Consider the following 12274-nt stretch of genomic DNA (forward strand, 5'->3'; position numbering starts at 1 on the left):
TCGTTACCATGAAGCGGATCATCTTATTGTTGTGTTTGCCCGCCATTGCCTGGGCTAAAGTCCCGCTGCAAGAGCGGGATTCACTGCTGTCGTTACTCGGCCAATGGCGTGGCACCATGGAGTACATTGACCACGGCAGTGGCACAATGCAACAGCAACCGCTGCAGCTCACCGTTAGCAGCACCAATGATCAAACCACCCTAATTGTGCATCGGGAGTTCATCGATCCCGCCATGCCGGTCGATACCCTGACCATCCGCACCTTGGCTCAACCGGCGCAAGTTGCCTATGTGCGTAATGGCCGAATGAAGTCATTTGAAAGCCGCACTACCGTGATGCAGGTGCTGAACCCCAACAGCTGGATTTTGGTGCAAGAACACAGCGATGTAGAGAGTAATCGCCCCATCACCATCCGCCACACTTTACGGCGCAGTGGCGATAGATTAACCAACACCAAAGAGATCGATTTTAAAGACGATAAACGCGCTTTGTGGCAGCTGCGTTACCGCAGTGCGTACCAACGAATTAACGCCGATAGCGAGTTAGAAAAACCTGCGCCTTTTATGCTGGCACCACAGCGACGTGGCGACGCTGAAACACTGCTCCCAGTGCTATAAATGATGTCAATAAATCAATCCGTTGTGATCGCATTCTTTCAATAAAATGCGATCACAACGGGTTGTTTATCATGGTAAGATTGCGCCACTTTTTTGCCCCAGCCACAGGTCCACAAAGGTCTCTCATGGACGACAACAAACGCCCGCTATTTATTCATTACGCCGGTCCGGTGTTACTCGAATCTCCGCTGCTGAATAAAGGTTCGGCTTTCACTGAAGATGAACGCTCATTTTTCAACCTGCACGGGCTCTTGCCAAAAGCGGTCGAAACCATCGATGAGCAGGTTAACCGCGCCGCAGAACAATACCGCGCGTTCACCAACGACATGGATCGTCACGTTTACCTGCGCAACATCCAAGACACCAACGAAACCCTGTTTTACCGCTTGGTGCAGGATCACATCAGCGAGATGATGCCAATCATCTATACCCCAACCGTGGGCGCGGCCTGTGAGCAGTTCTCTAACATCTATCGCCGCTCCCGTGGTTTGTTCATTTCGTACGAGGATCGCAATCGCGTTGACGAGGTGCTGTACAACGCCATTGGTCACAACGTGAAGGTGATTGTGATCACCGACGGCGAGCGGATCTTAGGCTTAGGTGATCAAGGCATTGGCGGCATGGGCATTCCAATCGGTAAGCTGGCTCTGTACACCGCCTGTGGTGGGATCAGCCCCGCCTACACCTTGCCAATAGTGTTGGATGTGGGCACCGATAACCCACAGCGTTTGAACGATCCGATGTACATGGGCGCACGCCATGCCCGCGTTACCGGCGACGAGTACGACAACTTTGTTGATGAAGTGATGCAAGCCATCAAACGCCGCTGGCCACAAGCCTTGGTGCAGTTTGAAGATTTTGCCCAGCGCAACGCCATGCCGCTGCTGCGCCGCTACAAAGATGAGATGTGCTGCTTTAACGATGATATTCAAGGCACCGCCGCGGTCACCGTGGGTTGCTTATTGGCCGCTTGCAAAGCCCAAGGCAGCGAGCTAAAAGATCAAACCATCGCCTTCTTAGGCGCCGGCTCAGCCGGTTGCGGCATTGCTGAGGCCATTATCGCCGAAATGGTGTCCCAAGGGCTCAGTGAAAACAAAGCCCGCGCGCAAGTGTACATGGTTGATCGCTGGGGGCTGCTGCTCGAAGGCATGCCAAACCTGCTCGACTTCCAGCAAAACTTAGTGCAACCGCAAAGCGTCTTGGAACAATGGGCCACCAGCAGTGACAACATCTCGTTGTTAGAAGTGGTTGAGAACGCCAAACCGTCGGTTTTGGTTGGCGTATCAGGCGCCCCAGGCTTGTTCACCCAACAGGTGATTGAATCAATGGCGGCCAATAACGACAAGCCCATTGTGTTCCCGCTTTCCAACCCAACCAGTCGAGTTGAAGCCACTCCAGAAGACGTACTGCGCTGGAGTGAAGGCCGTGCCTTGGTTGCCACCGGCAGCCCGTTTGCCCCAGTTACCTACGATGAGCAAGAGTTTGTGATTGCCCAGTGCAACAACAGCTACATCTTCCCTGGGGTTGGCCTTGGGGTACTGGCGGCAGGTGCCGACCGAGTGACAGACAACATGCTTATGGCCGCCAGCCGCGCCTTGGCTGAGTGTTCGCCCTTAGGGCAGAAAGGGGAAGGCCCGCTGCTGCCAGATCTAGAACAGATCGCCGAGGTCAGCAAGCAGATCGCCTTCGCTGTAGGCAAAAGTGCCATGCAAGACGGAGTGGCGATGCGGGTGAAGTTGGATCACTTGCGTGATGCCATTGAAGAGAGCTTCTGGTACCCAGAGTACCGTCAATACAAGCGTTCAGCGTTTTAATCACTCGCTGTCGCCACAATAAAAAAGCGCGGGCTAAGGCCCGCGCTTTTTGTTGCTCTTTTGCCCACCGAACGACGGTGAATTGATGCGCTGCTAATGAGACAGCATCGACGTAGGCTGCGCTAACCGCTGCAGCAGCTCTTGTTGCCGTTGTTGCCATGCTTGGCCGCAGGCGTGGCAACAACACCACTCCTTCAGCCCTTGCCACTGTAACGCCATGGTTACTGCGCTATGGGCTTTATCAGCTTGTTCTTTGGTAATTTTACAGCGGCGGGCGTATAAGCCTTGACGGCGATTCAGCCACTGCTTAGCCACGTCCGGTATGCGATCGTGATTTTGGCTATAACAGGCTGCAACCACTTCCGCCGATGCCAGCACCTGCCAACACAACGCTAAGTCGATGCTGTCTGGCTGTGACAGCAGCTGGTTATGCGGCGCCATCAAACGCGTCACCCCACGGGTGCCCACTAATAATCGCAGCCATTCGCTGCTGTAATCATTAGTAAAGGTGTTGCATTCGTTATTCATCACAACCTCCCTGCATTTGATGCCCCGCTATCAATCAAGTGATCTAAAGCCTAGGCCGATTTAGTGATAGCTGCACTCTAACAATGGCTTACGCTTACTGTTCACAAAACGCAGGGCACCATCACAGCCTTCAACCGCACCGCTGATCGGCAACAGCGCCGGGCGTTTAAATTCGAACGCGGCGAAGCTTACCCCGTTGGGTGCCTTGCTCAGCACCTTCGCAACCATGTACATGCCATGGGCGATGGGCTCATCAAAACCAAAAGGTTTAGACAGCATTCGATGCAGGTGGATTGGGTTGAAATCGCCAGACAAACGGGCATAACCACGCGCTTGGCTGGCGTCCAGTTGCAGCTCGGTCAGCGTCTGCCATTCACGGTTTACACGGCGCTCCCGTGCGGGGCGTGTGGTTGGCTTAGGGCCATCCATCTTAATGAAGCAACGCGAGCGGTAGCGGCACACATCTTCGCCGTTAGCACTGAAGGTGCCCAGCAGTTCAAACTCTAAGCCGCGTTCACCGCGCACTTGCTCGCCTACGCTTAATTCAAACTGGTAGCTTTGGTTTAGATCCAGTGGCGACAGTTGCTCAAAGCTGACGCCCATGTGGATCATCCCCAGTGGCGTCACTGGGATCTGCGGATCCACCAGCAATTTTATTTGCACCGATTGGGTGGCCACAAAGGGGTAACACAGCGGCATCGCATCGGGGGCAAATCCGCAGTATTCGTTGTACTTGCGCAGTTGCAGTGGGTCAAAGCGAAAATCGGCGACCCGAATGGTCATTGCCGGCAGCTCGGCAGGCACCGTCTTTTTGGTAAATACCTTCCACATTAAGGCTAAGTGGGACGGGATCTGCTGTTGGCTTAGGTCAAGGTGCATCTGCTGTTCTCAATCGCTATAAACTTTTATCAACGGCATAGCATACTCCCCTAGACGCTTCGACAGGACAGACCAGTAAGCGTTTGTTTAAAAAGAATAACCACGCCAGCGTAAAGATGGCAGATACAACAACGGCGTCAGAAATTGTCTGACGCCGTTGCTTCATAAGCCGATTTTTTCAACTCAGTATTTTAGCTAAAACAAAGCTCTTGTTTATGTTGTTCGCGTTCAATCATGCTGCTGTGTGACTGACTGTGCAGCCATTCAAACATCGCTTTAATCGCTGGCACGTCTTTACGATCTGGGTGACACACCGTTAGGTAAGACTGCTCTGCTGGCACAAACGCATCAATGGGTACCACCAAGTTGCCACACTCCACTTGTGGCGCCACCATCTGCCAGCGACCAATCGCCACCCCTTGACCAGACATTGCCGCGCGGTAAGCCAGATCAGAACGGTTAAACACAAAACCGTGCGACACCGATAACTGCTCCATGCCAGCTTTACGTGCCCAGTACATCCACTCGGAATGCACATCGGCGCCGCGCCACGCGCTTTCATCGTGCAGCAACAAGCAGCTGGCTAAGGCATCTGGGTTCTGCCACAAGTTGTGTTGATCGGCATACTCTTTACTGCACACTGGCACTAGGCTTTCGCCAAACAACACCTGCTGGTGCAAATGGTGACGATCTGGGGTATCAAAATATACCGCCACATCCACCTTTTCATGCTGAAAATCGGTGGCTCGACTTTGCGCCCGCACGTTCAAGGTCATTTTTGGGTATTCGTTATGTAGGCCGCCTAGGCGTTCTGCCAGCCAGCAGCGGGCAAAACTGTGAGGCACAGTAATGTTAACGCTTGAAGTGAACTCTTGTTGACGCAGATCGCGAATAGCGCCATCCAGATCCCCCAGCGAGTTATCCAGCACCGCTAACAGCCCTTGACCCTGCTCCGTTAATTGCAAACGGCGGTTAAAGCGCAAGAACAGTTTGAAGCCCAATTGCTCTTCCAATTTCTTAATGCGATGGCTAACTGCACTTTGAGTTAGGTGTAGCTCTTCTGCCGCCTTAGTAAAGCTTAAATGGCGAGCGGCACTCGCAAAACAAAACATGGACGACAAGATGGTGCTACTGAGCATAAGAGTTCTCTCGGATTATTTTAGATCATTCGAGACTCATCATATTAACTGACACACGAACTGCAACCGCCCAATTTTGACACAACCCAACAACGGGAGCTTGTTCACAATCTGTTAAAGAGTGCCAGCTGCCAGCGTCACAGTTAGCGCTCAAACAGTGCGCTTAGTCTATACCCACAAAGGGCAATGAAGATTGCTCAAGCCGCAGCAACACAGGCTAATCTTGTGCAAGCACGCACCAATAATCATTTATCATGACGCCATAACCTTGGTCTCGATGTTCAGCCATTTCGGCCAAACGGTAGTATAAAGGACGGCTTAATCTAGCCCAGTTACCATGCCATAACTCTACGGCCGGTAACTGGTTAATGATCGCCCACGGATGATCAGGATTCACTTTACAGCGTACACCAAGTGGGCCAACCAACCAGAAACCATCGTCTTGCTCACACAGATCCGTAAGGACAAAGGGCAAGTCATCAACTTTGATCCGCCATTTCTCTACCGGTGTCACCAAATAGTATTCACCGTCATCTTCACGCCGCAAAACACTGGCAAACAACCGCACCATTCGCTCACGTGCTAACGGCTGCCCTAGGCTGTGCCAGTTGCCATCACGATCGATCCGCATGTCCATGTCACCACACAATGGCGGTTGCCATTGTGCCAGTTTCGGGTGCTCGCCCACTTGGGTAATTAACCGCTCTAACATGTGTGTATTCCTTTTACTGGCTCAGCGCTGATGCCAGCAATCACTGGCTCCGATCCAACTAAATTAGTCCAACAGATCCAGCAGCGCCTGCAGTGGGTGTCGCAACTGTTGCTGGGCCAATCGTTTGACTTGGCTGCGACAGGAATAGCCGCTGACCAAGGCTTCCCCCTGCCCTTGCTGCAACGGCGATTGCCAATGCATCTGATAAAGCCGCTTGGACGTTTCAAGATTACTGACTTCATGGCCAAAAGTACCCGCCATGCCACAGCAGCCGACGCTCACTAACTCAAGCTGAGCACCAAAGTGGCTAAGCAGCTGTTGCCACTCTTGCGCCCCTTGGGGGCGCACGCTGCTCTCGGTACAGTGGCCCATCAAACGGTAGCGTTTCTCAGTGGCGGTGGCCTGTGGCCAGCGAGACTGCTGCGTTAATAAAAACGAGGCCAACATCTGCACTTCAAACTGCACCGCACTGGCCCCAAGGGTTTCAACGTACTCATCTTGATAGGTCAGAACCATGGCCGGATCGATCCCGACCAAGGGCAGCCCATAACGGGCAATGCGATTCAGAGTTTCCGTGGTGTTGCTCGCCGTGCGCTTAAAGCGATCGATAAAGCCTTTAATGTGTTGCGGTTTGCCATTCACCAGATAAGGCACCAGCAACGGCGTAAAACCCAGTTTGCCCAATAACTTCAACGCCTGTTCAACCACGTCAGCGTCGTAGTAACTGGTGAACGGATCTTGCAGCAGCAAAACGGTGTTGGCTCGCTGGTCGGCACTCAGTCCTGCAAGGTGCTGTTCAAATTGCGCCATGGTTTGTGGCGCAGCCCCGACTCGCTCAGCCAGGGTCGGTACGGACAACGGCGGCGCATCAACGTAACCCAACAGTTTTCTGATCGCTACGGTCGCCAGTTTGTTTTGAGCTAAGGCGTTGATCAGCCGTGGGGCTTTGCCCTGCAATGGCAGTGTTTGCTCTAACCCTGCCACCAGATAATCTTTGGCGGGACGCAGGTAGCGGCCGTAATAGTGATGCAAAAACTCGGCTCGCAAGGTAGGAATGTCCACCTTAACTGGACAGGCACCAGAACAGGCTTTGCAGGCCAAACAGCTTTGCATCCCTTGATACACTTGGTGGGAAAAATCTTCCCCGCCCCGCAAACTGTTACTGGCTTTTTGCCAAACACTGGCGGGCTGGGGTGGGTATTGGCTGAGATCCACTCCGCGTTCCGCCAACAGCCGCAACCATTCGCGCATCAGCTCAGCACGGCCTTTCGGGCTTTGCACCCGATCACCACTGGCTTTATATGAGGGGCACATCGGCGTGCTGGCTTGGTAGTTAAAGCACAAGCCGTTGCCATTACAGCGAATGGCGCGCTCATATTGTTCGCGACTCATTGGACTGATCTGGCGGTTGTTGGCGCCACGACTGGTGGTTTCCAGCGGCATCAATTCTGCATCGCTGCCCGCGGGGGTGCAGATCTTGCCGGGGTTAAGTTTATTGCTGGGGTCAAACCACGCTTTGACTTGGCGCAGGGATCCGAACAGCTCGCCAAACACCTCGGGGCCGTACTTAGAGCGAATGCCACGGCCGTGTTCGCCCCACATTAAGCCGCCATAGCGCTGGGTTAATGCCGCCACTTCGTCCGACAACCGATACAGCAGCTGTTCATCGGCGGGATCGGCCATGTCCAAAGCGGGACGTACGTGCAACACGCCCGCATCCACATGGCCAAACATGCCGTAGTTCAGCTGCTCTCGATCTAAAATGGCACGGAACTCCGCAATGAAATCCGCTAATTTTTCTGGCGGCACTGCCGTATCTTCGGCAAAGGCCAACGGCTTACGGGCGCCTTTGGCTGCAGCCAACAGCCCCACCGCTTTTTTGCGCATGGCATACACTCGGCCGATGCTGGCCAGATCTCGGCACACCTTATAGCCCAGCACCGATGCGGGTTTACTGTCTAAGCGGCGAAGCAACCCCGCTACGCGCTCAGCAACGTCTTCCTCGCTGCCCGCATACTCAACCATGTTGATGCCATCAAAACGGCGCTCGCTCTGTTCTGGCTCCACCAAATCGGCCACTTCGTGCCAGCTTACGTCTTCTTTGGCCAAACCCAGTACGGTCGCATCGATGGTTTCGACTACGGTGGCATTGGCTGCCACTAAGGCGGGGGCATCGCGCAAGGCGCTGTCAAAGCTGTCGTATTGGATATTTACCAAGGTGCGCATGGCGGGAATGGCGGTGAGATCCAGCTGTGCTTCAACCACAAACCCCAAGGTGCCTTCGGCGCCGCACAACAAGCGGGTTAGATCGAGAATGTCGGTGTCGGGGTTGTAGCAATGCTTTAAATCGTAACCGGTGAGAAACCGATTGAGCTTGGGAAAGCGCGCTTCGATCAGCCCCTGCTGTTGCTGGCACAAAGCCAATATCGCTTGCGCTAACTGTCGGGCTCGGCCGCTCAGCTGAGCCCGCGCCGCGGCATCCCACGGCGCGGTTTGCAATAGGCTGCCATCATCCAAAATGGCGGTAATGCCCAACACATGATCCGAGGTTTTGCCGTACACCAAAGAGCCCGCACCCGAGGCATCGGTGCTGATCATGCCCCCTACCGTGGCGCGATTCGAGGTAGACAGATCGGGGGCGAAAAAGAGGCCGTGGGGGCGCAGCTCATCATTCAACGCGTCTTTGATCACCCCACATTGCACCCGCGCTTGTTGCTGCTGCGCATCAATCGCCACCACCTGAGTTAAATGGCGAGAGGTATCCACAATGATGCCGTTATTAAGCGCCTGACCATTCGTGCCCGTGCCGCCACCACGCGGGCTGAAGCTCAACGCTTGGTGGGGCTGTGTGTGCCCCAAGCGCAGGGCAATTTGCAGATCCTCCACGGTTTTAGGCTTGATCACCGCCTGTGGCAACAGTTGATAGATGCTGTTGTCGGTGGCGTAATTGATGCGGTGGTCATAACCGGATTCAATTTCACCGCTAAAGCCTGCGCCTTTTAGCGCAGTCAAATAGGCTTGGTATTCAGGCGCAACAGACGCCTCGGGGTGTAACGCGGGCAGCATATAAAATCCTTCTAGCACCATGGCTGTACCTTGCCATGGTAACGCTCAGCCGTAATAGACACCACTGAGCCAAAACTGCGACTAGCATAAAAAAAAGAAGCCGCATTCACAGCGGCTTCTTTCTGGTTCGAACTTATCAGGTTATCGAATTAGCTTATTTTGCTAATTTTTTACCCAAGTACAGCCAAGTATCAACCACGGTATCTGGGTTCAGCGACACCGAGTCGATGCCCTGCTCTGCCAGCCACTGGGCGAAGTCTTCGTGATCGGAAGGCCCCTGGCCACAGATCCCCACGTACTTGCCGCGCGCTTTACAGGCCTTAATGGCCATCGATAGCAGTGCTTTGACGGCTTCGTCACGCTCGTCAAACAGGTGGCTGATGATGCCAGAATCACGATCCAAGCCCAACGTCAGCTGGGTCATGTCGTTCGAACCGATGGAGAAACCATCGAAGTGATCCAAGAACTGATCCGCCAGCAACGCGTTAGAAGGCAGCTCGCACATCATCTGTACAAGCAAACCGTCTTCGCCACGCTTCAGGCCATTCTTGGCCATCTCGGCAATCACTTGCTCCGCTTCGCCAACGGTACGGACGAATGGGATCATCATCTCAACGTTGGTTAAGCCCATCTCGCCACGAACGCGCTTAATTGCTTCACATTCCAGCGCAAAGCAATCGCGGAAGCTGTCGTCGATGTAACGACCCGCACCACGGAAGCCCAACATTGGGTTCTCTTCTTCAGGCTCGTAACGATCACCGCCAACCAAGTTGGCGTATTCGTTCGACTTAAAGTCAGACATGCGCACGATGATGCGTTTCGGGTAAACCGATGCCGCCAAGGTGGCCACGCCTTCCGCCAAACGAGAGATGTAGAATTCGCGTGGGTTGTCGTAACCCTGCATCATCTCTGCAATTTCAGCTTTGGTGGACGCGTCTTGATCTTCTAAGTTCAGCAACGCTTTCGGGTGCACACCGATCATGCGGTTGATGATGAACTCTAAGCGAGCCAAGCCGATGCCTTCGTTTGGCAAGCGACCAAAATCAAAGGCGCGATCTGGGTTACCGACGTTCATCATGATCTTCATCGACAATTCAGGCAGGGAATCAACCCGTGACTCAGTCACTTCAAATTCCAGCTTGCTGTCGTAGATGAAGCCAGTATCGCCTTCAGCACAAGAAACCGTCACTTCTTGGCCATTGGCAATTACGGTGGTGGCATCGCCACAACCAACTACCGCTGGGATCCCCAGTTCACGGGCGATGATCGCCGCGTGACAAGTACGGCCACCACGGTTAGTCACAATCGCAGCGGCACGTTTCATGATCGGTTCCCAATCGGGATCGGTCATGTCGGTCACCAGTACGTCGCCCGGCTGGATCAGATCCATCTGTTCGATGGACTGCAGCACTTTCGCGGTACCGGCACCGATCTTATGGCCAATGGCGCGGCCTTCAATCAGTACGTTAGAACGGTTGGCCAAATTGAAACGCTCAATCACTTGGGCATCTTCATTTGAGCGTACGGTTTCTGGACGAGCCTGCACGATATACAGCTTGCCATCCAAACCATCTTTGGCCCATTCGATGTCCATTGGACGACCGTAGTGCTTTTCAATGATTACCGCTTGCTTAGCCAGTTCCATCACCTCTGCGTCAGTGATGGAGAACTTGCTGCACTGGCTTGCTGGTACGTCGATGATCTCAACTTGCTTGCCGTGTGCTTCATCGCCTGAGTAAACCATCTGGATCAGTTTAGAGCCCAAGTTACGACGAACAATCGAGTTGTGTCCCTGCGCCAAGGTTGGCTTATGAACGTAGAATTCATCAGGGTTAACCGCGCCTTGCACTACCATCTCACCCAAACCGTAAGCCGAGGTGATGAACACTACGTCTTCAAAGCCGGATTCGGTATCGATGGAGAACAGTACGCCTGACGATGATTTATCAGAGCGAACCATGCGCTGCACACCGGCAGACAACGCCACGCCACGGTGGTCGTAACCTTGGTGTACGCGGTAAGAGATAGCGCGGTCGTTAAAGAGGGATGCGTAAACGTGGTGAATCGCCAGCTTCACTGCGGCAATACCACGCACGTTGAGGAAGGTCTCTTGCTGACCCGCGAAGGATGCGTCAGGCATATCTTCAGCGGTCGCAGAGGAGCGAACTGCAAAGGAAACTTCATCGCCGCCATCAGCAGATAGCTCGGCGTAAGAGATTTCGATGGCTTTATTCAAATCGGCTTGGAACGGAGTATCGATAATCCATTGGCGGATCTGCTTACCGGCAGTAGTAAGCGCATCAATGTCATCCACGTCCAGAGTATCGAGAACGGCATAGATCTTTTCGTTCAGGCCACTTTGATCGAGAAATTCATTAAATGCATCAGATGTAGTCGCGAAACCACCCGGCACCTGCACACCAGCGCTGGCCAGGTTACTGATCATTTCGCCCAAGGAAGCGTTCTTGCCGCCCACTCGGTTGACATCGTGCATGCCAAGTTCCTGATACCAGAGTACATATTGGGTCACAGTTCTATCCTCATAACCTCGGTTTTAATTATGTTGCCCCTTCCAGCAGGGGCGCGGGCATTTTACACTGCGCTGAAAGCTACGGTAAATGGCTAATTTTACTTGTAATTTTATTACTACATAAACGAAAGCGAGGGTGTTATGGGGCGTAAAGTTTTCTACATTTCTGACGGTACTGCGATCACCGCAGAAGTGTTCGGGCACGCAGTTTTATCGCAGTTTCCCATCGAATTTGAACAAACAACCATCCCTTTTGTAGAAACCATCGAAAAAGCAGAAGAGGTTAAAAAACAGCTCAATGACTGTTTTATTACAACAGGGGAGCGCCCTTTAGTATTCCATTCGATTGTGAATCAAGATATTCGCAGCATTATTTACTCTTCTGAAGGGCTCGATTACGATTTTTTGAACACCTTTGTGGCCCCGTTAGAGCAACAACTGGGGGTGACTGCAGAGCCAAAAACCCACCGAACCCACTCAATCGACAACGCCGCCTATAACGATCGGATCGACGCCATCCACTTCGCCATGGACAACGATGACGGCATCACCATGAAGAATCTGGATCAAGCCGATGTGATTTTGGTGGGCGTATCCCGTTGTGGCAAAACCCCTTCCAGTCTCTATCTCTCAATGCAGTTTGGGGTAAAAGCGGCCAACTACCCTTTTATTGCCGAAGACATGGACAACCTAAAACTACCGGAAGAGTTAAAGAAGCATAAACATAAGCTGTTTGGCTTAACCATTGATCCAATGCGCCTGCATGAGATCCGCAATCAGCGCTTACAAGGCAGCACTTATGCGTCGTTGCGTCAGTGCCGAATGGAGGTAAAGGAGGTTGAGATGATGTTTAAGAAGCAACGGATCCCGTTTATTAACACCACCTTTCACTCCGTTGAAGAGATCGCCACCAAGATCCTGTCTGAAACCAAACTGGAACGAAAAATGTTCTAGAGCAGTCATTTTCTTCCGTTAATGCGGTCGGTCTG

9 protein-coding genes are annotated in these 12274 nt (G+C 53.0%); 3 read left to right on the plus strand and 6 right to left on the minus strand.

Features of this window, described 5'->3' with window-relative positions; translation table 11 throughout:
* Positions 1 to 8 precede the first annotated feature (8 nt).
* A complete protein-coding gene (locus Q0796_RS09230; RefSeq protein WP_298442197.1) occupies positions 9 to 617 on the plus strand; it encodes a hypothetical protein in 609 nt (202 codons plus the stop codon).
* Positions 618 to 742: 125 nt separating this feature from the next.
* Positions 743 to 2431, plus strand: a complete 1689-nt coding sequence (locus tag Q0796_RS09235; protein ID WP_298442199.1) for an NAD-dependent malic enzyme — start codon at positions 743 to 745, stop codon at positions 2429 to 2431.
* Between the two features lie 93 nt (positions 2432 to 2524).
* Here Q0796_RS09235 and Q0796_RS09240 read toward each other — a convergent pair whose 3' ends face one another.
* From Q0796_RS09240 to ppsA, 6 genes are all read right to left on the minus strand, one after another.
* Positions 2525 to 2959, minus strand: coding sequence for a hypothetical protein (locus tag Q0796_RS09240; protein WP_298442200.1), 435 nt, complete (start codon positions 2957 to 2959; stop codon positions 2525 to 2527).
* Positions 2960 to 3019: 60 nt separating this feature from the next.
* The gene (locus tag Q0796_RS09245) at positions 3020 to 3838 is read right to left on the minus strand and encodes a MaoC/PaaZ C-terminal domain-containing protein (protein WP_298442202.1); all 819 of its coding nucleotides are present in this window, start codon (positions 3836 to 3838) and stop codon (positions 3020 to 3022) included.
* Between the two features lie 191 nt (positions 3839 to 4029).
* Entirely contained in the window at positions 4030 to 4977 is a 948-nt protein-coding gene (gene dsdC, locus Q0796_RS09250) for a DNA-binding transcriptional regulator DsdC (protein WP_298442204.1), read from the minus strand.
* Positions 4978 to 5194: 217 nt separating this feature from the next.
* Positions 5195 to 5689: a DUF1285 domain-containing protein gene (locus Q0796_RS09255; protein WP_298442205.1), complete on the minus strand. Its 495-nt coding sequence runs from the start codon at positions 5687 to 5689 to the stop codon at positions 5195 to 5197.
* A 63-nt stretch (positions 5690 to 5752) separates the two neighbouring features.
* Entirely contained in the window at positions 5753 to 8755 is a 3003-nt protein-coding gene (locus Q0796_RS09260) for an FAD-binding and (Fe-S)-binding domain-containing protein (protein WP_298442270.1), read from the minus strand.
* 154 nt (positions 8756 to 8909) lie between these two features.
* Positions 8910 to 11285 carry a phosphoenolpyruvate synthase gene (gene ppsA, locus Q0796_RS09265; protein WP_298442207.1) on the minus strand — a complete coding sequence of 792 codons (2376 nt, stop codon included), beginning with the start codon at positions 11283 to 11285 and terminating at the stop codon, positions 8910 to 8912.
* A 141-nt stretch (positions 11286 to 11426) separates the two neighbouring features.
* Here ppsA and Q0796_RS09270 point away from each other — a divergent pair, with 141 nt between their 5' ends.
* The gene (locus Q0796_RS09270; RefSeq protein ID WP_298442209.1) at positions 11427 to 12239 is read left to right on the plus strand and encodes a pyruvate, water dikinase regulatory protein; all 813 of its coding nucleotides are present in this window, start codon (positions 11427 to 11429) and stop codon (positions 12237 to 12239) included.
* The last annotated feature ends 35 nt before the right edge of the window (positions 12240 to 12274 follow it).

It is taken from the genome of uncultured Ferrimonas sp. (assembly GCF_947489035.1).
Taxonomy (GTDB): domain Bacteria; phylum Pseudomonadota; class Gammaproteobacteria; order Enterobacterales; family Shewanellaceae; genus Ferrimonas.